This window comes from Streptomyces sp. NPDC048171 (assembly GCF_043202655.1).
In the GTDB taxonomy this organism is placed as follows: Bacteria; Actinomycetota; Actinomycetes; order Streptomycetales; family Streptomycetaceae; genus Streptomyces.
The window spans coordinates 84,854-108,416 of sequence record NZ_JBIDAU010000014.1 but is presented as its reverse complement, the minus strand read 5'-3'; the positions used below and the strand labels follow the sequence as shown (position 1 = coordinate 108,416).

23 protein-coding genes are annotated in these 23,563 nt (G+C 73.2%); 12 read left to right on the top strand and 11 right to left on the bottom strand.

What is annotated here, in order from left to right; all coding sequences use genetic code 11:
- The first annotated feature begins 337 nt into the window (after window positions 1-337).
- The 5 genes from ACGF3J_RS33820 (at window position 338) to ACGF3J_RS33800 (ending at window position 5,816) form a co-directional block, all read left to right on the top strand.
- Complete coding sequence (locus tag ACGF3J_RS33820; protein WP_393855537.1) at window positions 338-1,417, top strand: LLM class flavin-dependent oxidoreductase; 1,080 nt, start codon at window positions 338-340, stop codon at window positions 1,415-1,417.
- Window positions 1,414-2,439 carry an LLM class flavin-dependent oxidoreductase gene (locus tag ACGF3J_RS33815; RefSeq protein ID WP_161327468.1) on the top strand — a complete coding sequence of 342 codons (1,026 nt, stop codon included), beginning with the start codon at window positions 1,414-1,416 and terminating at the stop codon, window positions 2,437-2,439. Before ACGF3J_RS33820 ends, ACGF3J_RS33815 begins: the two co-directional genes overlap by 4 nt.
- Window positions 2,440-2,443: 4 nt before the next feature.
- A complete protein-coding gene (locus ACGF3J_RS33810; protein WP_161327469.1) occupies window positions 2,444-3,229 on the top strand; it encodes a DUF1684 domain-containing protein in 786 nt (261 codons plus the stop codon).
- A 204-nt stretch (window positions 3,230-3,433) separates the two neighbouring features.
- Complete coding sequence (locus tag ACGF3J_RS33805) at window positions 3,434-4,336, top strand: S1 family peptidase (RefSeq protein ID WP_161327470.1); 903 nt, start codon at window positions 3,434-3,436, stop codon at window positions 4,334-4,336.
- Window positions 4,337-4,733: 397 nt separating this feature from the next.
- Window positions 4,734-5,816, top strand: coding sequence for a S1 family peptidase (locus tag ACGF3J_RS33800; protein WP_161327471.1), 1,083 nt, complete (start codon window positions 4,734-4,736; stop codon window positions 5,814-5,816).
- Between the two features lie 103 nt (window positions 5,817-5,919).
- On the opposite strand, the gene ACGF3J_RS33795 is transcribed toward ACGF3J_RS33800, so the two are convergent.
- On the bottom strand, window positions 5,920-6,981 hold the full coding sequence (locus ACGF3J_RS33795) for a DUF3533 domain-containing protein (RefSeq protein WP_161327472.1): 1,062 nt from the start codon (window positions 6,979-6,981) through the stop codon (window positions 5,920-5,922).
- A gap of 165 nt (window positions 6,982-7,146) precedes the next feature.
- Here ACGF3J_RS33795 and ACGF3J_RS33790 point away from each other — a divergent pair, with 165 nt between their 5' ends.
- Entirely contained in the window at window positions 7,147-10,626 is a 3,480-nt protein-coding gene (locus ACGF3J_RS33790) for a DNA polymerase III subunit alpha (RefSeq protein WP_393855536.1), read from the top strand.
- Entirely contained in the window at window positions 10,623-11,594 is a 972-nt protein-coding gene (locus ACGF3J_RS33785) for a hypothetical protein (protein WP_161331546.1), read from the top strand. The genes ACGF3J_RS33790 and ACGF3J_RS33785 overlap by 4 nt, the downstream gene beginning before the upstream one ends.
- A 12-nt stretch (window positions 11,595-11,606) precedes the next feature.
- Here ACGF3J_RS33785 and ACGF3J_RS33780 read toward each other — a convergent pair whose 3' ends face one another.
- Window positions 11,607-11,981 (bottom strand): cupin domain-containing protein, encoded by a 375-nt coding sequence (locus ACGF3J_RS33780; protein ID WP_161331547.1) that lies wholly within the window; start codon window positions 11,979-11,981, stop codon window positions 11,607-11,609.
- Between the two features lie 258 nt (window positions 11,982-12,239).
- On the opposite strand from ACGF3J_RS33780, the gene ACGF3J_RS33775 reads away from it, so the two are divergent.
- Window positions 12,240-12,686: a MarR family winged helix-turn-helix transcriptional regulator gene (locus ACGF3J_RS33775; RefSeq protein WP_161325987.1), complete on the top strand. Its 447-nt coding sequence runs from the start codon at window positions 12,240-12,242 to the stop codon at window positions 12,684-12,686.
- A gap of 199 nt (window positions 12,687-12,885) precedes the next feature.
- A complete protein-coding gene (locus tag ACGF3J_RS33770; RefSeq protein ID WP_161325986.1) occupies window positions 12,886-13,752 on the top strand; it encodes a triacylglycerol lipase in 867 nt (288 codons plus the stop codon).
- A gap of 88 nt (window positions 13,753-13,840) precedes the next feature.
- On the opposite strand, the gene ACGF3J_RS33765 is transcribed toward ACGF3J_RS33770, so the two are convergent.
- Window positions 13,841-14,911: a lytic polysaccharide monooxygenase gene (locus ACGF3J_RS33765; protein WP_393855535.1), complete on the bottom strand. Its 1,071-nt coding sequence runs from the start codon at window positions 14,909-14,911 to the stop codon at window positions 13,841-13,843.
- Window positions 14,912-15,098: 187 nt separating this feature from the next.
- On the opposite strand from ACGF3J_RS33765, the gene ACGF3J_RS33760 reads away from it, so the two are divergent.
- Window positions 15,099-15,557 (top strand): GNAT family N-acetyltransferase, encoded by a 459-nt coding sequence (locus ACGF3J_RS33760; protein WP_161332809.1) that lies wholly within the window; start codon window positions 15,099-15,101, stop codon window positions 15,555-15,557.
- Window positions 15,558-15,588: 31 nt separating this feature from the next.
- On the opposite strand, the gene ACGF3J_RS33755 is transcribed toward ACGF3J_RS33760, so the two are convergent.
- Window positions 15,589-15,723 (bottom strand): hypothetical protein, encoded by a 135-nt coding sequence (locus ACGF3J_RS33755; protein WP_272924244.1) that lies wholly within the window; start codon window positions 15,721-15,723, stop codon window positions 15,589-15,591.
- A 151-nt stretch (window positions 15,724-15,874) separates the two neighbouring features.
- On the opposite strand from ACGF3J_RS33755, the gene ACGF3J_RS33750 reads away from it, so the two are divergent.
- Window positions 15,875-16,492 (top strand): class I SAM-dependent methyltransferase, encoded by a 618-nt coding sequence (locus ACGF3J_RS33750; protein ID WP_161332808.1) that lies wholly within the window; start codon window positions 15,875-15,877, stop codon window positions 16,490-16,492.
- A 32-nt stretch (window positions 16,493-16,524) separates the two neighbouring features.
- Here ACGF3J_RS33750 and ACGF3J_RS33745 read toward each other — a convergent pair whose 3' ends face one another.
- The gene (locus ACGF3J_RS33745) at window positions 16,525-17,025 is read right to left on the bottom strand and encodes a DUF402 domain-containing protein (RefSeq protein WP_161332807.1); all 501 of its coding nucleotides are present in this window, start codon (window positions 17,023-17,025) and stop codon (window positions 16,525-16,527) included.
- Window positions 17,006-17,932 (bottom strand): GNAT family N-acetyltransferase, encoded by a 927-nt coding sequence (locus ACGF3J_RS33740; protein ID WP_161332806.1) that lies wholly within the window; start codon window positions 17,930-17,932, stop codon window positions 17,006-17,008. Before ACGF3J_RS33740 ends, ACGF3J_RS33745 begins: the two co-directional genes overlap by 20 nt.
- A 71-nt stretch (window positions 17,933-18,003) precedes the next feature.
- Between ACGF3J_RS33740 and ACGF3J_RS33735 the strand changes: the two genes are divergently transcribed.
- Complete coding sequence (locus tag ACGF3J_RS33735; protein ID WP_161332805.1) at window positions 18,004-18,372, top strand: GntR family transcriptional regulator; 369 nt, start codon at window positions 18,004-18,006, stop codon at window positions 18,370-18,372.
- Window positions 18,373-18,443: 71 nt separating this feature from the next.
- Here the strand turns inward: ACGF3J_RS33735 and ACGF3J_RS33730 are convergent, their stop codons facing one another.
- From ACGF3J_RS33730 to ACGF3J_RS33710, 5 genes are all read right to left on the bottom strand, one after another.
- Window positions 18,444-19,175 carry a DUF72 domain-containing protein gene (locus ACGF3J_RS33730; RefSeq protein WP_161332804.1) on the bottom strand — a complete coding sequence of 244 codons (732 nt, stop codon included), beginning with the start codon at window positions 19,173-19,175 and terminating at the stop codon, window positions 18,444-18,446.
- 34 nt (window positions 19,176-19,209) lie between these two features.
- Window positions 19,210-20,319, bottom strand: a complete 1,110-nt coding sequence (locus tag ACGF3J_RS33725; protein ID WP_161332803.1) for a DUF5925 domain-containing protein — start codon at window positions 20,317-20,319, stop codon at window positions 19,210-19,212.
- Between the two features lie 120 nt (window positions 20,320-20,439).
- Window positions 20,440-21,249 (bottom strand): polysaccharide deacetylase family protein, encoded by an 810-nt coding sequence (locus tag ACGF3J_RS33720; protein WP_161332802.1) that lies wholly within the window; start codon window positions 21,247-21,249, stop codon window positions 20,440-20,442.
- Entirely contained in the window at window positions 21,242-22,261 is a 1,020-nt protein-coding gene (locus ACGF3J_RS33715) for a glycosyltransferase family 2 protein (protein ID WP_393855534.1), read from the bottom strand. Before ACGF3J_RS33715 ends, ACGF3J_RS33720 begins: the two co-directional genes overlap by 8 nt.
- Complete coding sequence (locus tag ACGF3J_RS33710; protein ID WP_237552424.1) at window positions 22,258-23,142, bottom strand: glycosyltransferase family 2 protein; 885 nt, start codon at window positions 23,140-23,142, stop codon at window positions 22,258-22,260. The genes ACGF3J_RS33715 and ACGF3J_RS33710 overlap by 4 nt, the downstream gene beginning before the upstream one ends.
- Between the last annotated feature and the right edge of the window lie 421 nt (window positions 23,143-23,563).

The following is a 23,563-nucleotide window of genomic DNA, read 5'->3' as shown; positions in this document are numbered from 1 at the left end:
GGGTGAAGGCGGGAGACGGAACGTCAGGCCCGGTCAGGATCCGGCGGGTCCGGGAGGCCGGGGCTGGGCAGGGGGTCGGCTCAACAGGAACAGGACCACACTCGACCGAAGTCGATGCGGGAGCGCGTGACCGGCCACTGCTGTGGATGCATGGGCCAAGTGGAACAGGCATCCGGTTCCGCGTCAACGAATTGAGACGCGCTGCTCACAGTGTGGACGCTCTTGACAGTCGACCGAAACACCGCCGTACTCTCGGCGGACGGTCCTGCTGAGGGGCTCGGCCGTGTGAAGGCACCATCCACCGTGTCCGACTGACTCGATGTCACGGAGCCTTCGCATGTCCTCCTCCCATGTCCCGCGCCGGTTGCACCTGGCCGCAGCCCTCGACCGGCGGTCCGTGTACGACGCCGGCGAGTACCTGGCGGCGGCGCGCCTCGCCGAACGCGGCACGCTCGACTTCGTGACGCTGGACGACGGCCTCGCCCGCCCCGGCCCCGACGCTTCGGCCGTCCTGGCCCGGGTGGCGCCCGCCACACGGCGGGTCGGCCTGGTCCCCACCCTCACCACCACCCACACCGAGCCCTTTCACGTCCAGGCCGCCGTGGCGACCCTCGACTGGGTCAGCCGCGGCCGGGCCGGCTGGCGGATCGAGGTGTCCACCACCGAGGGCGAAGCCCGTCTCTTCGGCCGTCGGCACGCCGCGCCCGCCGACGCGCTGTGGCAGGAGGCCGGCGAGGTCGCCGACGTGGCGGCCCGCCTGTGGGACAGCCGGCAGGGCGACGCCGAGATCCGGGGCACGGGCACCGGCCGCTTCGCCGACCGGGACACGCCGCACCACGTCGACTTCACCGGCTCCGCCTTCTCGGTCCGGGGTCCCTCGCCCGTGCCGCGGCCCCCGCAGGGGCACCCCGTGCGCGTGGTGGACGCCACCGGCGGGCCGGCCCGCGCGGTAGCCGCCCGGTACGCGGACGTGGCCCTCGTCCGCACCGCGGACCCCGGTCGCGCCGCCGTCGCGCGGGCCGAACTGCGGGCGTCCGCGGCGGCGTACGGCCGGGACCCCGACGATCTGCGGGTCCTCGCGGCCCTGGACATCGACCTCGGGTCCGGCGAGTACGCGGCGGCCCCCGGCCACGGCGGAGGCGGCCCCCGGCCCACCCCGCGCGGCCCGCTCTACCGCGGCGGCCCCGTCGACCTGGCCGAACTGATCGCCGCCTGGCACCGGGACGGCACCGTCGACGGCTTCCATCTGAGGCCGGTCGAGCCGGGCCGCGACCTGGAACGCCTCGTCAACGGCACCGTCTCCCTGCTCCGGCACCGGGGGCTGTTCCGCACCTTCTACCCGGGCGGCACACTCCGGGAGCACCTGGGCCTGGCCCGGCCCGCCAACCAGTACGCCGTCGCGCGGGGAGCGTCATGACCGGACCCAAGAGGATGCACCTGGCCGCGCACTTCCCGGGCGCCGGCCCCACGACCGTCCGGGCCGGTACCTGTTCGGGCCCGCAGATCGAGTTCGCCTCCTTCGAGCACCTCGCCCGTACCGCCGAGCGCGGCCTGTTCGACTTCTTCCTCCTCGCGGAGGAGCCGCGGCCGGGCGGGCGCGAGGGCCGCGTCCACGACTTGGACGCGGCCGGCCGCCCCGAGCCCCTGACCGTGCTGAACGCCCTCGCCGCCGTCACCGAGCGTCTCGGGCTTGCGGCCACCGCCGACGCCACCTTCAACGAGCCCTTCGAACTCGCCCGACGGCTCGCCACCCTGGACCACCTCAGCGGCGGCCGGGCGGCCTGGCACGTGGCGACCTCCTCCGACGCCTCCACCGGCGAGAACTTCCGGCGCCGCGGCCACCTCGACCGGTCCGAGCGGTACGTACGTGCCGCCGAGTTCGTGTCCACCGCGCGGGAACTGTGGGACTCCTGGACCCCCGACGGCACCCCTCGTCCCTTCGCCCACCACGGGCGGCACTTCGACATCGCGGGCGAGTTCACCCTGCCCCGCTCCCCGCAGGGGCACCCGGTGGTGATCCAGGCGGACGACTCCGAGGAGGGCCGGGAGCTCGCCGCGTCCTCGGCCGACGTGCTCCTCGCACGGCACGCCACCCTGGAGGCCGGCCGGGCCTGCTACGCCGACGTGAAGCGGCGCCTGGCGGCGTACGGCCGCGACCCGGACGACCTCAGGATCATGTCCGGTGTCACCGTGGTCCTCGGGGAGACCGGTGCCGGGGCCCGCACCCCCGAGCAGGTCGCCGCCGAGCTGACGGAGTTCGTGGCGCGGGACGCCGCCGACGGCTTCGTCCTCGTGCCGCACCCGGCCCCGGGCGGGCTGGACGAGTTCGTGGACCGGGTGGTCCCGTTGCTGCAGGAGCGCGGCGTCTTCCGTACCGCGTACGAGGGCGCCACCCTCCGCTCCCACCTGGGTCTGGGCGAACCGGTGTGGGAGGGTTGATCCCATGACGACGGAGGCATCCGACGAGTGGAAGCGGTGGCACGAACACCGTGTGGCGACGGTGTCGGCGCCCTACGGGCCGCTCGCCCTCACCGGCACGCACTGGCTGGCGGACCATCCGGACGGGCAACTTCCGGACATCCCCGGGCGGTGGGCGGCGGACGGCGACGCGGTGCTGCTGACGGCCGCCGGTGCCGACGGGCTCACCGTGGACGGGCGGCCCCTCGACGGTGAGGTGCGGCTCACCGCCGACGCGGGGCCGGCCGGTGCGGCCCGGGTGGCGCTCGGGGAGCGGCGGCTGGTCGTGCTGGTCCGCGAGGACCTGTGGGGCGTGCGCGACTTCGACCCGGCGGCCGGCCCGCGGCGGGCGTTCCGCGGCATCGCGGCCACCCCGTACGATCCGCGCTGGTCGGTACCGGGGCGCTTCACACCGTACGGAACCGGGCGGCGCAGCGTGCGGGTGCCGAACGCGGACGGCAGGGAGCGCGGCCTGGCCCTCGGCGGGGAGCTGGCCTTCGCCCTGGGCGGGCGGGAGCACACGCTCCAGGTGAGCGTCGAGGACGACGGTTCGCTGTGGGCGGTCTTCGCCGACGGCACCAGCGGAAGCACCAGTTACCGCTTCCGCTTCCTGCGCCCGGCCGCGCCGGACGCCGAGGGCCGTACGACGGTCGACCTCAACCGCGCGCTGCTGCCGCCGTGCGCGTTCGCCGACCACTTCGTCTGTCCCTTCCCGCCGCCGGGGAACACGCTGGCGGTCCGCGTCGAGGCCGGAGAGCGGGAACTGCGCTGAGGTTCAGCGGGGGTTGGTAAAGGTCGTTCAAAGATCAACGGCCGAAAGGCGCCCTTGTGCCGACCGGTCGTTCGGCCGAATACTCCAACCTCAGCGCTTGTCAGGGGCACGACGTATCCGGAACCCGGAGGTCCGTCCCTGGCTGCGCCTCACGGGCCCAACCCCACACGAGGGCCCCCGACTTCCCATGTGGAGGAACGAAAAGTGAGGATCAAGCGCACCACCCCCCGCAGCGGCATCACGAGACGGACCCGGCTGATCGCCGTAACCACCGGCCTCGTGGCCGCGGCCGCCGTCGCGATCCCCAGCGCGACCGCGGCACCCGCCCCGGTCACCTTCAGCGCCGCCGAACTCAGCAGTGCCAGCGGCGCGGTGCTCAAGGCCGACGTCCCCGGCACCGCCTGGGCCGTCGACAGCAAGTCCGGCCGGGTGCTGCTCACCGTCGACAGCACCGTCTCCCAGGCCGAGATCGCGAAGATCAAGGAGCAGGCCGGCGACAAGGCCGGCGCGCTCACGGTCAAGCGCACCCCCGGCACGTTCAACAAGCTCATCCAGGGCGGTGACGCCATCTACGCGAGCAGCTGGCGCTGCTCCCTCGGCTTCAACGTCCGCGCCTCCAACGGCACCGAGTACTTCCTGACCGCCGGTCACTGCACCGACGGCGCCGGCGCCTGGCGCTCCAGCTCCGGCGGCACCGTCATCGGACAGACGGCGGGCTCCAGCTTCCCGGGCAACGACTACGGCATCGTGCGGTACCAGGGCTCGGTCTCGCGGCCCGGTACCGCGAACGGCGTGGACATCACCCGCGCCGCCACCCCGAGCGTGGGCACCACCGTCATCCGCGACGGTTCCACGACCGGCACCCACAGCGGCCGGGTCACCGCCCTGAACGCCACCGTCAACTACGGCGGCGGCGACGTCGTCGGCGGGCTGATCCAGACCACGGTCTGTGCCGAGCCCGGCGACTCCGGCGGCTCGCTCTACGGCAGCAACGGCACCGCGTACGGTCTGACCTCCGGCGGCAGCGGCAACTGCTCCTCCGGCGGTACGACGTTCTTCCAGCCGGTCACGGAGGCCCTGAGCGCCTACGGCGTCAGCGTCTACTAGTCCGGCCCGGTCGGCAGCGCGACGAGCCCCCGTACACCAACCGGTGTGCGGGGGCTCTCCCGTGCCCGGGTCCGGACGGCTCCGCGCGACCACCGCGTGTAGACGCACATTCGATGCCCGGAAAGCAAGAGGTGACTTTCGGACAGGGTGGGCACGGTTCGGCCGGTCTTCGGTTACTCGCCCGTAGCGTTTGCTGGTGCGTTCGCTCCGTGAATCCTGCTGGAAGGGACATGAATGGTGAAGGTCGTGTGACCACGCTGAAGTTGTCGTGCGCACGTCTCGAAGTCGACCTTGTGTGCTCCCTGTGGAATCGGAAGAGTTAGCGCTCGTCAACCAGCCTTCCGGTTCGCGAGGTCCCCACAACCTCCCGGGCCGACCCCCCACAGGAGGACATGAGTTGAAGCACCGACGCATACCCAGGCGACGGGCCGCAGTCGTAGGCGCGGGCATCACCGCGCTGGTCGCGGCCGGCGTCACCTTCCAGAGTGCGAACGCCAGTGAGGCCCCGCAGGCCGCCGCCCCCGAGACCCTCTCGGTCGCAGCGGCCGGAAAGCTCGCCTCCACGCTCCTCGGCGACCTCGGCACCGACGCCGCGGGCACGTACTACGACGCACAGGCGAAGAGCCTCGTGGTCAACGTGCTCGACAACGCCGCCGCGCAGACCGTCGAGGAGGCCGGCGCCAAGGCGAGAGTCGTGGAGAACTCGCTCGCCGAGCTGAAGAGCGCGCGCACCACGCTCACCGAGGACGCGGCCATCCCGGGCACGTCCTGGGCGACCGACCCGACCACCAACAAGGTCGTCGTCACCGCGGACCGCACGGTCTCCAAGGCCGAGCTGACCAAGCTGACCAAGGTGGTCGACGGGCTCGGCGCCAAGGCCGAACTCAAGCGCACCAAGGGTGAGTACAAGCCCTTCATCGCGGGCGGCGACGCCATCACCGACGGCAGCGGGCGCTGCTCGCTCGGCTTCAACGTCACCAAGGGCGGCGAGCCGCACTTCCTGACCGCCGGGCACTGCACCGAGGGCATCACCAGCTGGCAGGACTCCTCGGGCAACCAGCTCGGCGAGAACGTGACGTCCAGCTTCCCGGACAACGACTACGGCCTCGTCAAGTACAGCGGCGACGTGGACCACCCGAGCGAGGTGAACCTCTACAACGGTTCCACCCAGGCCATCTCGGGCGCCGCCGACGCCACCGTCGGCATGGAGGTCACCCGCAGCGGCTCCACCACCCAGGTGCACGACGGCAAGGTGACCGGCCTGGACGCCACCGTCAACTACGGCAACGGCGACGTCGTCAACGGCCTGATCCAGACCGACGTCTGCGCCGAGCCCGGCGACAGCGGCGGCTCGCTCTTCTCGGGCGACAAGGCGGTCGGCCTCACCTCCGGCGGCAGCGGCGACTGCACCTCCGGCGGCGAGACCTTCTTCCAGCCGGTGACGGAGGCCCTGTCGGCCACCGGTACGCAGATCGGTTGAGCACGCGCGGTACACGGCACGCAGGAGTCCCGTCCCTTGTGGGGCGGGACTTCCGCGTGTGTGCGTCCGTGCGTGTACGTCCCCGTGTGTGCGAGGCCGTGGGTCAGCCGGCCCGCGTGGGCAGCTCCGGCTCCCGGCGTTCGCGGCGCAGTACGGACGCCAGCATCGCGATGACCGTTCCCGCGACCGCCCACGCCCACAGCACCAGCAGGGACTCGGTCACGTCGTTCGCCTCGAAGTACGCGATCGAACGCGCCGCCCAGGTGCCCGCGCCCGGCGGCAGCGCCGGTCCGATCGCCTGCCAGAACGGCGGCAGCATCGGCAGCGGGAAGGCCCCGCCCGCACTCGGATTGCCCGCGATCACCACCAGCAGGATCGCCAGCCCGATCCCGACGATCCCGAAGACCCCCTGGAGGGCGAGCGTGGCGGCGCCCACCGCGAAGGTGATCAGCGCGCCGAGCCCCCACAGGTCCACCACACTGCCGGGCAGCGCGCCCAGGATCGGACCGACGATCACCGCGCCGCCGAGTCCGCCGGCGATCGACACCAGAGCCATCACGATCAGCCGGATCCCCGCGCGGCGCGGGTTGGCCGGCCGGGCGCCGGTGCTGATCGCCAGGATCGAGGCGCACAGATAGCCGCCGACACACCAGCCCACCACCAGGTAGAACGACGACAGCCCGTCGAAGTCCTGGGCCGAGGCGGGGGCCACGTCGACGGTGCGTACCGCGCGGTCCTGGCTCCGCTCCACCTCGGCGACCAGCCCCTCCAGGGTGGTGGCGAGGACGGTGCCGCCGCCGGAGGCGACCAGCAGGGTGTCGGTGCGGCCGGAGCCCCCGACGACCAGGGCGCCGTCGATGTCCCGGTTCTCGATCTGCCTGCGGGCGCTCGCCGCGTCGGCCACCGGCCGCGGGTCCAGCGGCGACCCGGGCAGCGCCTCCAGCGCGCCCACCGTCCGGTCGGCGGCCGCCGGGGGCGCGACCACCCCGAAGGGCACGTCCCTCGGCTTCGGGTCGTGCAGCGCACCCACGTAGGAGGCGATGAAGAGCAGCTGGAGCGCGATCACGCCGAGCACGAGCAGGGTGGCCCGCGGGGTGACGGCGTCCTTCACCTCGGAGAGGAAGGAGCTGCTTCGCGTGCCGGGGTCGCCCGGTGTGTGTGACATGTCCTCACGGTCCGGTCCTGAGGGTGTTTGCGCAGGTGGGACGGGGCCGAACGGATGTCGTACACACATTCGAAAATTGGTCTATGGTGGGGGTGAGGTAGTTGGGAACAGGCGTTCGATAGGCGTAGGGCCCAGGACGTCGGTTCATGAGATCGGGAGGTGCGTGTGCCGGGTTTCACGCATCTGCACACCGTCTCCGGGTTCTCCGCCCGCTACGGCGCCTCCCACCCGGAGCGGCTGGCCGAGCGCGCCTCGGAGCGGGGCATGGACGCCCTCGCCCTCACCGACCGCGACACCCTCGCGGGCACGGTCCGCTTCGCCAAGGCCTGCGCGAAGGCGGGTGTCCGCCCGCTGTTCGGCGCGGACCTGGCGGTGGCCGCCCCCGAGTCCGGGGCCGGCCGCACGGAGACCTCCGTACGCCGGGACCGGCGCCGCGTCCCCGTGCGCGGCGGCGCCTTCGTCGACGAGTCGGCCCCGCGGGTCACCTTTCTCGCCCGTGACGGCGCCCGCGGCTGGGCGGACCTGTGCCGCCTCGTCTCCGCCGTCCACACCGCCGAGGAGACCCCGCGGCTCGCCTGGGCCGACAATCACGCCGACGGCCTGACCGTCCTGCTCGGCCCCGGCTCCGACGTCGGTCGCGCCCTCGCCGCCGGCCGCCCCGACCGCGCGGCGAAACTCCTCGTCCCCTGGCGGGAGGTCTACGGCGACGCCCTGCGCCTGGAGGCCGTCTGGCACGGCCGCGAGGGGACCGGCCCCGGCTCCCTGCGGCTGGCCGCCCGTACCGTCGGCCTCGCCGCCGAGCAGGGTGTCCGGCCGGTGCTCAGCAACGCCGTCAGGTACGCCGACCCCGGGCAGGGCCGGGTCGCCGACGTCCTCGACGCCGCCCGCCGCCTCGTCCCCATCGACGCCACCAAGGAGCTGGACTCCGGCGAGGCCTGGCTAAAGGACGCCGCCGCCATGCGGCAAGCCGCCGAGCGGATCGTCGAGTCCGCGGGCTTCCGGCGCGACACCGCCGACCGCCTGCTGGAGCAGACCCGCGCCACGGCCGCCGAGTGCCTGGTCGACCCCGAGGACGACCTCGGCATGGGCGCCGTCCACTTCCCCGAACCCCACCTCGTGGGCGCCGGCCGCCGCACCGCCCAGCGGGCGCTCGCCTCCCGGGCGGTGGCCGGCATGGTGCAGCGCGGCTACGACCGGCGGCGCGACCACCGGGAGTACTGGGAGCGGATGCACCACGAGCTGGACATCATCGCCCACCACGGCTTCGCCTCGTACTTCCTCACCGTCGCCCAGGTCGTGGACGACGTACGGCACATGGGCATCCGGGTCGCCGCGCGCGGCTCCGGCGCGGGCTCGCTCGTCAACCACCTCCTCGGCATCGCGCACGCCGACCCGGTCGAGCACGGGCTGCTGATGGAGCGGTTCCTGTCCAGGGAGCGGGTGGTGCTGCCCGACATCGACATCGACGTGGAGTCCGCGCGCCGGCTGGAGGTCTACCGCGCGATCATCGGCCGGTTCGGCACCGAGCGGGTCGCCACGGTCGCGATGCCGGAGACGTACCGGGTGCGCCATGCCGTCCGCGACGTCGGCGCCGCCCTGTCCATGGACCCGGCCGAGATCGACCGCGTCGCCAAGTCCTTCCCGCACATCCGCGCCCGCGACGCCCGCGCCGCGCTGGAGGAGCTGCCCGAGCTGAGGGAGCTGGCGGAGGAGTCCCGCCGGGACGGGGGAGGGAGGTTCGGCACGTTCTGGGAGCTGGTCGAGGGCCTCGACGCCCTCCCGCGCGGCATCGCCATGCACCCCTGCGGCGTCCTGCTGTCCGACGCCTCCCTGCTCTCCCGTACGCCGGTCATGCCGACCAGCGGCGAGGGCTTCCCGATGGCGCAGTTCGACAAGGACGACGTCGAGGATCTCGGGCTGCTCAAGCTGGACGTGCTCGGCGTGCGGATGCAGTCGGCGATGGCGCACGCGGTCGCCGAGGTGAAGCGGGCCGCGGGCACCGAGATCGATCTGGACGCGGTACCGGAGGGCGACCCGGCGACGTACCGGATGATCCGCTCCGCCGAGACGCTGGGCTGCTTCCAGATCGAGTCGCCGGGGCAGCGGGACCTGGTCGGCAGGCTCCAGCCGGCCACCTTCCACGACCTCGTGGTCGACATCTCGCTCTTCCGCCCAGGTCCGGTCGCCGCCGACATGGTGCGGCCGTTCATCGAGGCCCGGCACGGGCGGGCGCCGGTGCGCTACCCGCACGAGGACCTGGCGGAGCCGCTGGAGGGGACGTACGGGGTCGTCGTCTTCCACGAGCAGATCATCGACATCGTCGACATCATGACCGGCTGCGGACGCGGCGAGGCGGACCGGGTGCGGCGCGGGCTCTCCGACCCGGAGTCGCAGGGGCGGATCAAGGTGTGGTTCGCCCAGCACGCGGCCGAGCACGGGTACGACGCGGAAACGATTCAGCGCACCTGGGAGATCATCGAGGCCTTCGGCTCGTACGGCTTCTGCAAGGCGCACGCGGTCGCCTTCGCGGTGCCGACGTACCAGTCGGCGTGGCTGAAGGCCCACCACCCGGCCGCCTTCTACGCGGGCCTGCTCACCCACGACCCCGGCATGTACCCCAAGCGGCTGCTGCTGGCGGACGCGCGGCGGCGCGGGGTGCCGATCCTGCCGTTGGACGTGAACAAGTCCGGGGTCGCCCACAGGATCGAACTGGTGTCCGAAGGTAAGCGGCGGGAGCCCGTGTGGGGCCTGCGCCTCGCCCTCTCCGACGTGCACGGCATCAGCGAGGCCGAGGCGGAACGGGCCGCCGCCGGGCAGCCGTACGCCTCCCTGCTCGACTTCTGGGAACGGGCCCGCCCCAGCAGGCCGCTGGCCGGACGGCTCGCCCAGGTCGGCGCGCTGGACGCGTTCGGCGCCAACCGCCGCGACCTGCAACTGCACCTGACCGAACTGCACCGCGGCGCCCGGGCCGGACGCGGCGACCAACTGCCCCTGGCCGGCGGCCGGAAGACCGCGTCCGCCGGACTGCCCGACCTCACCTCGGCGGAGCGGCTCAGCGCCGAACTGGGCGTGCTGTCCATGGACGCCTCGCGCAACCTGATGGACGACCACCGCACCTTCCTGCGCGAGCTGGGCGTGGTGTCGGCCAAGCGGCTGCGCGAGGCGCGGCACGGGGAGACGGTGCTGGTCGCCGGCGCCAAGGCGGCCACGCAGACACCGCCGATCCGCTCCGGGCGCCGGGTCATCTTCTCCACCCTCGACGACGGCACCGGCCTGGTCGACCTCGCCTTCTTCGACGACTCCCACGACGCCTGCGCGCACACCGTCTTCCACTCCTGGCTGCTGCTGGTGCGCGGGGTGGTGCAGCGGCGCGGCCCGCGCAGCCTCAGCGTGGTCGGCTCCGCCGCCTGGAACCTCGCCGACCTGCTCGAGGTGCGGGCCGCGGAGGGCCTGGAGGGCGTCGCGGCCCGGCTCGCCGAGGCCCCCGGGGCGGGTCCCGAGGCGGCCGACGGCGACGGGGGGCAGCGGAGGATCCGCATGTCCACGGGGTACGAGATGCACCCCTGGGCCGATCTGCGCCCCGCGGGCGAAGGGCCCGCGGTGGGAAGGAAGTTGTGGCACCAGAGTCCGGGGAGTGCGGGATGACCATTCTCTGCGTGCGTTTCCAGCTGCCGCCGATGCACGAGGCGGCCCTGCCCCAGCTGCTGGGGCTCCTGGAGGAGTTCACGCCGGTCGTCGAGGCGTTGCCACCCGACGGCGCGCTGGCCGACCTGCGCGGCGCCGAGCGCTACTTCGGGCGCGACGCCGTTGAGCTGGCCGCGGTGATCCGCGTCCGCGCCCTCGCGCTGTACGGCGTCGACTGCCTGATCGGCGCCGGGCCGGGCCCGATGCCGGCCCGCATGGCCCTGCGGGACGCCCGGCCGGGGCTGACCCGCGCGGTACCCGAGGGCGGGGTGCGGGAGTTCCTCGCCGGCAAGCCCGTCGCCGCGCTGCCCGGCGTCGGCACCGCGACCGCCCGCACGCTGTGCGAGTACGGCCTCGACACCCTCGGCCGGGTCGCCGCCGCGCCCCTGTCCACGCTCCAGCGCCTGCTCGGCGCGCGGACGGGCCGCGAGCTGCACGAGAAGGCCAACGGCATCGACCGCGGCCGGGTCGTCCCCAACGGGATCTCCCGCTCCCTTGCCGCCGAACGCCCCTTCGACCGCGACGAGCTTGACCCCGGCCGGCACCGCCGCGCCCTGCTCTCGGCCGCCGAGGAACTGGGCGCCCGGCTGCGCGCCGTGGAGAAGGTGTGCCGCACCCTCACCCTCACCGTGCGCTACGCCGACCGGTCGGCCACCACGCGCAGCCGCACCCTGAAGGAGCCGACCGCGCACTCGGCGGCGCTGACGCGGGCCGCGTACGGCATGTACGAGGCGCTCGGGCTCCAGCGCGCCCGGGTCCGGTCGGTCGTCCTGCGCGCCGAGGGCCTCGCCCCCGCCGAACAGGCCTCTCACCAGCTCACCTTCGACCCCGTGGACGAGAAGGTCCGCCGGATCGAGGAGGTCGCGGACCGCGCGCGGGCGAAGTTCGGGCCGCGTGCGGTGATGCCGGGGTCCCTGGCGGTGGCTTGAGTCCCTCGCGGGTCAGTTGGCCCACGGCGGGGTGAGCCGGGTGCCGTCGGCCAGTTCGGCCGTCAGGCCGACGGAGGTGGTGACCCAGGTCGTCGCCGTCCGGTCGGTGGGATTCTCCACGGCGAGGGTCGCCCCCGGGCCGATGATCACGGTGTCGCCCGCCGCGACGCGCTCGGTGCGGCCGTCGAGGACGATCAGCAGTTCGCCGGTGAGCAGGTGGAGGATCTCCTCCCGGTCGACGGTGTGCGCGGGTGCCCGCGTCCCCGCCGGGATCTCGCCCCGCCAGGCGCAGAGCTGACTGCTGCCGGTGCGGGGGGTGGCGTACGAGACGAAGCGGGCGCCGTGGATCTCGTGGGTGACGCCTTCGGACGAGCGGATGACGGGCACGGGGGGGCTCCTGGACGGGTGAGGGGGCTTGAGGTGCGTTGTCGGCCGCGGGTGCGTCGTGGTTGCTCGCGCGGTTCCCCGCGCCCCTTACCGGCGTCCAGTCGACGCCCCTCAAGGGGCGCGGGGAACCGCGCGACCAGCCACCGACTGCCCGCGGCCGACGGCCGGTGGAAGCGAAATGGTCAACCTGCTTGACTATTCCACTCGCCCTATGGTCAAGCCGCTTGACCAATACGTCAAGGGTGTTTCAATGCACCCGTGCAGAACTCCGACGCCATGGCCCTCTCCGCCGCCCTGCTCGCCGCGGCCGGCGGGCTCACGCAGCGCATCCACGAGGGGGTCGTCGCGCGCGGCTTCGAGGGGCTGCGGCCCGCGCACGGCTTCGCGTTCACCCGGCTCGCCCCGGACGGCGCGACCGTCACCGACCTCGCCGCGCACCTCGGGATGACCAAGCAGGCCGCCAGTCAGCTCGTCGACGAGCTGGTCCGCAAGGGGTACGCGGAGCGCCGGCCGCACCCCGTCGACGCGCGCGCCCGGCTGGTGGTGCTGACCGGGGCGGGGTGGGCCTGCACGCGCGCCGCGGAGGAGGCGGCGGCGGAGGCCGTGGGGGCGTGGGTCGAGGTGCTCGGCGAGGACGAGGTCCGCGCCCTGCGGGACCGTCTGCTGCGCGTCGCGCCGGGAGGGCCCGTCCGGCCCATCTGGTGACCCGTCTCTGGTGACCCTTTATCACCTGCGGCGCATCGCGCGCGGGTTATCACTGGAAGTTTTTACTGACGCGTAACTTCACACCTGCACTACTCGCCCGTAACTTGACGGGTGAACAGCATCCCGTGATCCGGATCACAGGGCGTCCTGTCGTCGCGCCTCCCTGTCGCACCCCCATGAGCCGCAAGGAGATCACCTGATGCTGCCCTGGAGACGATTGCTCAGACCGCTGACCGCGCTGCTGCTGACCGCCGCGGTCGCCCTCTTCCCCGCCGCCACCGCCGCCCACGCCGCCGACGCCCGCCCCAGCGCCGGCTGGAACGACTACGGCTGCAAGCCCTCCGCCGCCCATCCCCGCCCCGTCGTCCTGGTCCACGGCACCTTCGGGAACTCCGTCGACAACTGGCTCGGCCTCGCGCCCTACCTGAAGAACCGCGGCTACTGCGTCTTCTCCCTCGACTACGGCCAACTGCCCGGCGTCCCTTTCTTCCACGGCCTCGGTCCGGTCGAGAAGTCGGCGGAGCAACTGGACGCCTACGTCGACAGGGTGCTCGCCGCGACCGGCGCCGCGGAGACCGACATCGTCGGCCACTCGCAGGGCGGCATGATGCCCCGCTACTACCTGAAGTTCCTCGGCGGAGCGGCCGAGGTGAACGCCCTGGTCGGGATCGCGCCCAGCAACCACGGCACCACGCTCCTGGGCCTCACCAACCTGCTGCCGTACTTCCCCGGCGTCGGGGACCTGCTCAACGAGCACACCCCCGCCCTCGCCGACCAGGTCGTCGGCTCCGACGTCCTGACCAAGCTGAACGCGGGCGGCGACACGGTGCCCGGCGTGCGCTACACCGTCCTCGCCACGAAGTACGACGAGGTGGTCACTCCGTACCGCAGCCAGTACCTGAGCGGTCCCGGGGTGCGCAACGTCCTGCTGCAGGACCTGTGCCCCCTCGACCTCTCCGAGCACCTGGCGATCGGGCTGTTCGACCGCATCGCCTTCCACGAGGTGGCCAACGCCCTGGACCCGGCCCGCGCGAAGCCCACCACCTGCGCCTCGGTCCTCGGCTGACCGGGGCGTCCGGGACGTCGCGCGGGGTCCGTCCGGCCTGAGCCGCCGTACGGACCCCGCGTCCCCCCCCGTGTCCCGGTGCCGCCGGTCAGCGGCCGTGCCGGCCCCCGGTCGTCACCGCCCGGCGGCGGACCGAGGCGAACAGCGCGGCCGCGCCGAGGGCCAGGGCGGCGGCGCCGCCGACGGCGATGTAGGGCGTGCCGCTGTCCCCGCCGGTCTCGGCGAGGTTCTCGGTGCCCCCGCCGGCGGCCTTGACCTGGTTGGGCTCCGCGGCGGCCGCGGTGTCCGGAGTGTCGGGGGCGGTGGCCGGGTCCGTGGGATCGGTGGTGGTCTCGGCGTCCTGGTCGCCGTGCCCCTGGTGCTCGATCGTCGACTTGTCGGCCGCGGCGGCGAGCTGTTCGTCGGTGGGCGCGGAGGCCTCGGGCGCCGGGGCGGTGCCGGAGGCGCTCTCGCCGCCGGCGTTCCCGCCGTCCGCGCTCTCGCCGGCCGCCGCCTCCTCGCCCGCGGCACCGCCGCCGCCGAACGAGACGTCGGAGCAGGAGTAGAACGCCTCCGGGCTGTCGGAACGCTGCCACACCGCGTACAGCAGGTGCTTGCCGGAACGCTCGGGCAGCTTGCCGGAGAAGGTGTAGAAACCGCCCGAGGCGGCCGGGTCGGTGGCCGTGGCGACCGGGGCGGACAGATCCAGGTCGCCCCAGCCCAGCGGCTTCGCCGGGTCGTAGCCGGGCTTGGTGATGTACACCTTGAACGTGCCCTTGTGCGGGGCCGTCACGCGGTACTTGAAGGTGTACGAGCCGCTGCTCACGCTGGTCGTGGGCCAGTCCGCCCGCGCCAGGTCCATGCCCTTGAATGCGGGGTCGTTGGCGCTGCACAGCTTGCCGTCCGGGATCAGCTCCTGGTGCTTCCCGGCGGCGTTGCCGATGCGGATGCCGTTCCAGTCGTAGAGGGCCTGCGTGCCGCCGGCCGCGACGGCGGCCTTGCACGCGGCGGACTGCGGGTTCTCGGGGCCCTCGGCGTGGCACTGCGACACCCGGCTGACCGGGTCGCCCATCGAGCCGTGCGCCGACGCGGGCGCGGCGGCCAGCGTGGTCAGGGCGAGCGGGGCGAGACCGGCGACGGCGACGGCGGCGGCCCTGCGGGACGCGGAGGGTGCGGGCATGGGGATCTCCTGGAGACGGTCACGGTGGACGTGGGGACGTGGGCCGGAGCCCGTGGGGTGATCAGCAAACTAGCCCCAAGAAACCGTGAAATCGCCTGCTGGAGACGGGTGATGGAGATCCTTATGGTCGCGTTAAGGGAGTGCTCAGGCTGAGCTGAGGTAGCCGCGGTTCGCTACCGTCCGAGGTATGGAAGAAGAACAGGTTCGGCAGGCGGTCACCGGCGACGTACCCGCGGTGAAGGCGGTCACCGACGCCGCCTACCGGCCCTACATCGAGCGCATCGGGGTGGTGCCGCAGCCCATGGAGGCGGACCACGCGGCGAACGTGGCCGCGGGAAGGGTCTTCGTCGCCTGCGGACCCGGAGGCAACCCGGTGGGCCTCGTCGTCCTGGAGGTCCGCCCCGGCCATCTCTTCCTCGACAGCATCGCCGTCCACCCCGACGCCCACGGAAGGGGTGTGGGGCGGCGGCTGCTGCGGTTCGTGGACGCGCACGCGCGTGCGCTGGGCCTGCCCGAGGTCAGGCTCTACACGAACGCGATGATGTGGGAGAACCAGGAGATCTACCCGAAGTACGGGTACGAGCTCGTGGAGCGCCGGGTGGACGGGCCCTACGACCGCGTCCACTACCGCAAGCGGCTGCCCTGAGGCCTCTGCGTCTCATGACACGCCCGCCCGGTCAGCTCTCCGGCCACCAGGTCCGCGCGATGTCCTTGCGCACCTCCGGCCGCCCCGCGGGCCGCTCGTCGGCCTCCTCGCGGACTCGGCGGGCGTCGCTCTTCTTCAGGGGCTTCTGCACGGTCAGACGGCGCATGGCTGCCTCCTTACGGATCCACCGGGTTCCGCGTTGTCACGGAGGTAGACCCTTTCCCCGAGACTCACTCATCGATGCATCCCTGTCAGTGGCGGTTGTCACGTCGCCCCGCCCCGACTCCGTTGTCAGTGGCGGGTGTCACGCTGGGTGCATGGGCGACAACCGTGACGATACGACCACATCGAGTGTCGACTGGGACGCGGAAGCCGCGGACTTCGACGACGAGCCGGACCACGGCCTGCGCGATCCGGACGTACGCCGGGCCTGGGCCGACCGGTTGGCGTCTTGGCTGCCCGCACGGCCCGGCGACCTCCTCGACCTGGGCTGCGGCACCGGCAGCCTGTCGCTCCTCGCGGCGGAGCAGGGACACCGCGTCACCGGCGTCGACCGGTCCCCGGCCATGGTGAAGCTGGCCCGGACCAAACTCGCCGGTCGTGACGCGGTGTTCCTCGAGGGTGACGCCGCGGCACCACCCGTGGGCGAGCAGCGCTTCGACGCCGTACTGGTCCGGCACGTCCTGTGGGCCCTGCCCGACCCCGGCCGGGCCCTGAGCCGCTGGTGGCACCTGCTGCGCCCCGGGGGTCGGCTGGTCCTGGTCGAGGGCGTGTGGGGGACCGTCTCCCCGGTCGGCATATCCGCGGACCTGCTCACCGCCCTCCTCACCCCGCTCGCCGGGCGCGTGCGCGTGGAGCGGCTGTCGGACGACCCCGCGCTGTGGGGGCGGGAGGTGACGGACGAGCGCTACGCGGTGGTCGCGTTGCCCGGGTGAGGCGCGACCCCGGCAAGATCCGAACGACCGCCCTACGCCAGCAGGTCCGTGAAGTCGTTTCCGCGGGCCAGGTGTTCCAGTTCGTCCAGTGCGGCCGTCGCCGCCGCTGCCGCGTGCGGGTCGCGGTCCGGCAGGCCGCTCGCGGTGAACTCGTCCTCGTCCAGACGTCGTACGTCCGTGCCGTCGGCGGAGCGCCACAGGTCCAGGTCGAGGTCCTCGACGACCAGCTCCGTGCCGGTCAGGACGGCGGGGCGGGTGATGTCGCAGTACCAGCCCTTCAGTGCCCCGGCGGCCGTGCGTACCTCCTTCACCGAGTACCAGCGGTCGCGCCAGTAGTACTCGGTGAAGACGTCGCCGGCCTCGAAGCGCACGAAGCCGAAGTCGCGGACGCCGTCACCGGCCCAGGGCGCGCGGACGGCGAGGCGGGTGCCGTCGTCGTGCAGCAGCTCACTCGGGTACCGGATCTTCGTACGGCCCGCCTTGACCAGGACGACGTCCACCCGGGCGGGCGGCTCAGCCGAGTTCGCGGACATGGCGCACCTCCGTCGCGCAGACCTCGTATCCGAGCCACTTGTTGATGGCGAGCATCGGGCCGTTGTCGGTGTCGTTGCCCGTGAAGGCCACCGTGCAGCCGGCGGCGCGGGCCCGGTGCAGGGAGGCGGTCTTGGTGAGCTTGGCCAGGCCCCGGCCGCGCTGCGCGCGGACCGTGCCCGTCATCGCGGTCGCGTACCGGGTGCCGTCGGTGTAGGCGACGCTGAAGGCGGCGGGACGTCCGTCGACGACCGCGACCGTCGTCAGTTCGCGGTTCAGCAGCGGGTTCCGCCAGGTGTCCGCGAGCCACGCCTCGTAGTCCGTGAACTCGACGTCGACGTCGCTCGGTTCGTCCGCCACCGTCTCCGCGTCCAGCTCGAACATCGGGCGGGGATCGTCCGCGAAGTCGGCGGCGGTGCGCAGTTCGACGCCCGGGGGAGGGGTCCACAGGGGCGGGAGCGCGGCGTCCGCCAGGTCCAGCCGGAGGAAGTACGCGGCGCGCCGCCGCTCGTAGCCGTGCCGCTCGGCGAAGGCCAGGTTGGCGGGCCCGTCCAGCACCCAGGAGTACAGCTTCGTCGCGCCCTCCCCGGCCAGGTACTCCTCGGCCGTGCGCACCAGCAGCCCGCCGGCCCCGCGCCGGAACCTCTCCGGGTGGACGTAGACGTTGAGGAAGGCCTGGCCGGGCTCCGGGCTGTCGTGCACCAGCCCGATCTGCGCCGTGCCGATCACCGCACCGTCCTCCTCCGCGACCAGGGAGCGGCTCCGGGCGTCGGGGTGGGTGTGGAGAAGCCGGTGGACGACGGCCTCCGGCGTCCACAGGATGAACGGCACCGCGAGATGGCGGACATGGGCGAAGGCCGCGACATCGGCCGGATCATCGCTGCGCAGGTCGCGCACAAGAACGGTCATGTGGGCGCACGCTACGGCGGGTGGGCCGTCGGGTGCCTCTCATTTTCGCGGGGATACGGGACAATCACCCCGTGACCTTGAAGATCCACATCGACGACGGCGCGCCGCCCTACGAGCAGGTGCGCGCGCAGATCTCCGACCAGGCCCGCTCGGGCGCCCTGCCCGTCGGCTACCGGCTGCCGACCGTACGCGGACTGGCCGAGTCCCTGGGGCTCGCCGCGAACACCGTCGCCAAGGCGTACCGGGCGCTGGAGGGGGACGGGGTGATCGAGACGCGGGGGCGCAACGGGACGTTCGTCGCTGCCGCGGGCTCGGCGGCGGAGCGGGAGGTCGCGTCCGCCGCGGGGCTCTATGCCGAGCGGGCTCGACGGCTGGGGCTGACGGAGGCGCAGGCCTTGGCCGCCGTGCGGGATGCGCTGCGGGCGGCCTTCGGGGAATGAGCGCCGTTCTGGTCCCGGTGCGCTCCTGTCAGCGGGTGCGTCGTGGCTTGTCGCGCAGTTCCCCGCGCCCCTTACGGGGCGCGTTTCGCCAGCCTTGCGAATAGCTGTGCGTTCTTCACCGCTGCCGCGTTCTGGTCGTTGTTGAAGTACGCGTAGACGTCCTGGCCGGGGGGCCAGGTCGTGGTGATGCGGTCGAGCCATGTCGACAGGGAGCGGCGGCCGTAGTGGGGCCACGGGGTGGCTCGGCCCTCGTGGAAGCGGACGTAGCCCCAGTCCGTGGTGCGCCACAGCGGGGTGACCGGGCGGGCCCGGACGTCCGCCCAGCACAGGGCCGCGCCCCGGGAGGTCAGGACCTCCCGGACCTCGGGCGTCCACCAGGAGTCGTGCCGGGGTTCCACCGCGACCCGTGTGCCGGGCGGGAAGCGGGCGAGGCAGGTGTCCAGGAGGGCCGGGTCGGCACGCAGGGTCGGCGGGAGCTGGAGCAAAACCGGGCCGAGTCGGTCGCCCAGGCCCGCCGCGTGGGTCATGAGGCGCTCGACCGGCTCGGCCGGGTCGCGCAGTCGTCTGATGTGCGTCAGGTAGCGGCTCGCCTTGACCGCGACCACGAAGCCCGGCGGCACCCGCTCCCGCCACGCCTCGAAGGTCTCGCGCGCCGGCAGCCGGTAGAAGGCGTTGTTGATCTCGACCGTCGGGAAGACGTCCGCATACCGCTCCAGCCAGAGCCGCACCGGCAGACCGGGCGGGTAGAAGGCCTCCCGCCAGTCCCGGTACTGCCAGCCCGACGTGCCGACGAACAGGGTCATACCCCCATCAAAGCAGCCGGAGCAGCTGGAGCGGCTACAGGTAGAGCCCGGCCTCCGAACCGGACCGCGGCTCCGGCAGCGCGGTGGGCGAGGTGCCCCGGCGCAGCGCGTACAGCTCCGCCAGGGTGGCGCCCTCGCGGCCCACTGCTTCCTCCCGGCCCGCGGCCTCGTCGCCGAGCCAGCCGACCGCCTCCCGGCGGGTCAGCGGGCCGACCTCGATGCGGGCCAGGCAGCGGCCGGGGCGGACGACGGCGGGGTGGAGGCGTTCGAGGTCCTCGTTGGTCGTGACGCCGACGAGGACGTTGCGGCCCTGGCCGAGGAGACCGTCCGTGAGGTTCAGCAGCCGCGACAGCGCCTGCCCCGCGGTGTGCTTTGCCTCGCCGCGGATCAGTTCGTCGCAGTCCTCCAGGAGCAGCAGCCGCCAGCGGCCCTTGCCCGCCGCGTCCTCCTCGCCGATGGCGATGTCCATCAGATAGCCGACGTCGGAGAAGAGCCGCTCGGGGTCGAGGACGCAGTCCACCTGGCACCAGTCCCGCCAGGACCGGGCGAGCGTGCGCAGCGCCGAGGTCTTGCCGGTGCCGGGCGGCCCGTGCAGGAGCAGCAGGCGGCCCGCGATGTCCTCGGGGCCCGTCTTCATCAGGCCGTCCATCGCGTCCGCGACCGGCGCCGTGTAGTTGGCGCGGACCTCCTCCCAGGTGCCCGCGGAGATCTGCCGGGTGGTGCGGTGCGGGCCACGGCGAGGTGAGACGTACCAGAAGCCCATCGTGACGTTCTCCGGCTGCGGTTCGGGCTCGTCCGCCGCGCCGTCCGTCGCCTCGCCGAGCACCTTCTCCGCCAGTTCGGCGCTGGTCGCCGTCACCGTGACGTCGGCGCCCCGGTTCCACCGCGAGACGAGCAGCGTCCAGCCGTCGCCCTCCGCCAGCGTCGCGCTGCGGTCGTCGTCGCGGGCGGTCCGCAGCACCCGCGCGCCCTGTGGCAGCAGCGTGGCGGCGGACCGCACGCGGTCGATGTTCGTCGCGTGCGAGTACGGCTGCTCGCCCGTCGCGAAGCGGCCGAGGAACAGCGCGTCGACGACGTCGGACGGGGAGTCGCTGTCGTCTACGTTGAGCCGGATCGGCAGGGCGTCGTGCGGGTTCACGGACATGCCGCCATGATCGGGCACCCGGCCGCCGCGTGCACCCGGTTTCCCGGGCACACGCGGTACGGACGGCACGCGCCGGCCGTCCGGCGGTGCGGACGGTCGGCCGTGCGGGCGGTCGGTGGTTCAGGCACCGGCCCCCAGCACCCGCCCGCGCGCCTGCCGCGTCCTGCGGAGCACGGCGTACCCCTTGGTGAGGACGCGGTCCCCGGCGAAGGTCCGGGCGATCTCGCGGCCCTCGACCAGCCGGGCGAACTCGTCGAGCCCCGTGCGGCGGCGCACGGTGACCCGCCGCAGGGCGTACGGCCCCTGGGCGCGGCGGGCCAGGCCGTTGCCGACGGCGAGCGCCTGCGCGTACCCCGTCTCCCGCACCGCCCGCCGCACCCGGCGGTCCGAGTACCCGTACGGGTAGGCGAACGAGGCCGGTACGGTGCCCAGTTGGTCGGCGACGATCTCCTTGCAGTGGATCAGCTCGAACCGCAGCCGCTCCTCGCCGAGCTGGTCGAGCTGCGGATGCGTGTGGCTGTGCCCTCCGATCTCCACGCCGGCCGCGGCCAGTTCGCGGACCTGGTCCCAGTCGAGCATGGTGTCCAGGGCGCCCCCGGCGTCGTACGGGCCGCGCAGCCAGCCGGTGGAGACGAACAGGGTGGCCGGGAAGCCGTGCTTGGCCAGGGCGGGCAGGGCGTGCCGGTGGACGCCCTCGTAGCCGTCGTCGAAGGTGATCAGGACGGGCCGTCGCGGTAGCGGACGCCCCGAGCGCCAGGCGGCGGCCAGCTCCGCCGTGCCGATGGGGGTCAGGCCCCGGTCGGCGATCGCCGCCATCTGCTCCGCGAAGGCCTCCGGGGTCACCGACAGGGCGCGGGTGGCGTCGTTGGGTTCGGCGGCGACCGCGTGGTACATGAGCACCGGTACGCGCGCGTCCGCGTCCTCAGCCATGCGCGCCCCCCTCGGCGGGAGCGAGCGGCGCCACCGAGAACGTGGCCCCGCCCCGGCGGGCGCGCAGGCTCCCCACCACGTAACCGCCCGCCGCCGTGAGCAGGCCGGCGACGATCGCGCCCGCCCGGCCCGCGCCGCCCGGCCGGGCCAGCACGGCGTCGCGCAGCCCGCGCGCCACCCCGGCCGGCAGTACCCGGGTGGTGTACCGGCGTTCGGACTCCAGGCCCTTGTCCGCGCCGACGCTGCGCGCCACCAGGGCCTTGGACAGGCCCTCGGCGTAGGCGCGGGTGCGGAAGTAGCCGAAGTGCTCGCGAGCCGCGGGCACCCGGTGGTGGATCACCGCCCGGTCGTCGATCAGCAGGACGGCGTCGGGCCGGGCGCGGGAGAGCCGGATGCACAGCTCGGTCTCCTCGCAGCCCAGCGGGCGCTTGTCGCCGTCCCGTCCGATGCCGGTGGCGAAGCCGCCCGCCGCGTCGAACGCCTCGCGCCGGAAGGAGGCGTTGCCGCCCAGCACGTTGCGCACCCGGACCCGGCCGGGCGGCAGGCCGCGGTACGTGCAGCCCACCACCCAGTCGAACTCCTCGGGGAACCAGACCGGCCGGCGCCCCGACGCCCAGATCGGCACCGTGCGCCCGCCGACGGCGACGACCGCCGGGTCGGCGTACCCCTCGGCGAGGTGCCGCAGCCAGTCGCGTTCGGCCACGGCGTCGTCGTCGAGGAAGGCGATCACCTCGCCGCACGAGGCGGCGATGCCGGTGTTGCGCCCGGCGGACAGGCCGCGGGGGCCCGCGTTGGCGAGCACCCGCACCTCCCGTCGTTCCGTGTACTCCTCGTATTCCTTGAGCAGCCGGTCCCGGAGCGCCTCGTTGTGGTCGACGACCAGCAGCGTCTCCCGGGCCGGGTGGGACTGCGCCCGCACCGAGCCGACCGCCGCGAGGATGTCCTCCCAGCGGTCCTCGGTGTAGACGCAGATCACCACGGAGACCGTGAGCGAGGCGCGGCTACCGCTCAAGACGCCTTCCCGCGGGCGGGTGCCACCGGGCTCACGGGGGTCGCCGGAGCGACGGCGGTGACGGAACCGACCGGGCCGAGCCTCGCCGAGCGCGTACGGCCGCGCAGCGCACGGCGGTTGGAGCGCTCGTCGAGGATGACTCTGAGCACCCGCAACCCGTCCCGCACCGCGCGCAGGTTGCTGACGCCGTGGATGCGCAGGTACTCGTGGCTGGGAATCTCCTGGACCTTCAGGCCGGCCTTGACCACCCTGATGTTCATCAGGGTCTCCACCTCGAAGCCGGTGCAGTCGAGGTCGATCTTGTCCAGGCAGTGCCGCCAGAACGCGTTGTAGCCGTAGCAGAGGTCGGTGTAGCGGGCGCCGAACTTCCGGTTGACCACCGCGCACAGGGCGCGGTTGCCGAGCTTGCGGATGAAGGTCATGTCGTCGGTGCCACCGCCGTTGGCGAAGCGGGAGCCCTTGGCGAAGTCGGCGCCGGAGACGAGCGCGGAGACGTAGGAGACGATCTCCTGGCCGTCGGCCGAGCCGTCGGCGTCGACCATCACGATGATGTCTCCGGTGCACGCCTTGAAGCCGGTGATCAGCGCGTCCCCCTTGCCCTTGCCGCGCTGCTCGACGACCTTGACGTCCGGCCACAGCTCCCGGGCGACCTCGATGGTGTTGTCGGTGGAATTGCCGTCCACGAGGACGACCTCGTGGACCCAGTCGGGCAGCGTCTTGAAGACGTAGGGAAGGTTCTCCGCCTCGTTCATGGCGGGTATGACCACGCTCACCGGCGGCGCTATCGCCAGGTGCGAGGAGACGGGCCGGTACTTTCCGGCTGGTGTCGGGTCGGCCGACGGATCGTTGCCCGTCGAAGCCGGCTGCAGAACTGAGCTCATGAGTCTGGTCCCTCTCGTCCGGCGGACCGCCCGCCCCAGGGGCGGTCCGGCTCTGTATCCGGTTCGAAAGGGGGGTTCTCGCCCAGCCGGCGCGCGACGAAGTGCTACTCCGTGCGTGCCAGATGAGCTGGCAAAGCTTGTCGGCGCCGCGAGAAAAACGGCAGCCGACCGCGCGGCACGGCCCGGTCACCGATGCGGTCACCGAGCACGGCACCCCCCTACCGCGCATCCCGCCCCGGTGCGCCGCGGCCTCGAGCCCTCCCCTGAGCCGCTTGCCGACGTACCGATGCGGGAGATGTATGACGTTATTGACGGTTGAAACCGTATGGCAAGACCTGGAAGCAGGTCTCACGTTTTTGTTGTTTTGCCGTCATCTGTTCTTCGCGCCTCAATCTGGCCCAGCCCGGCTCGGAGCGTCAAG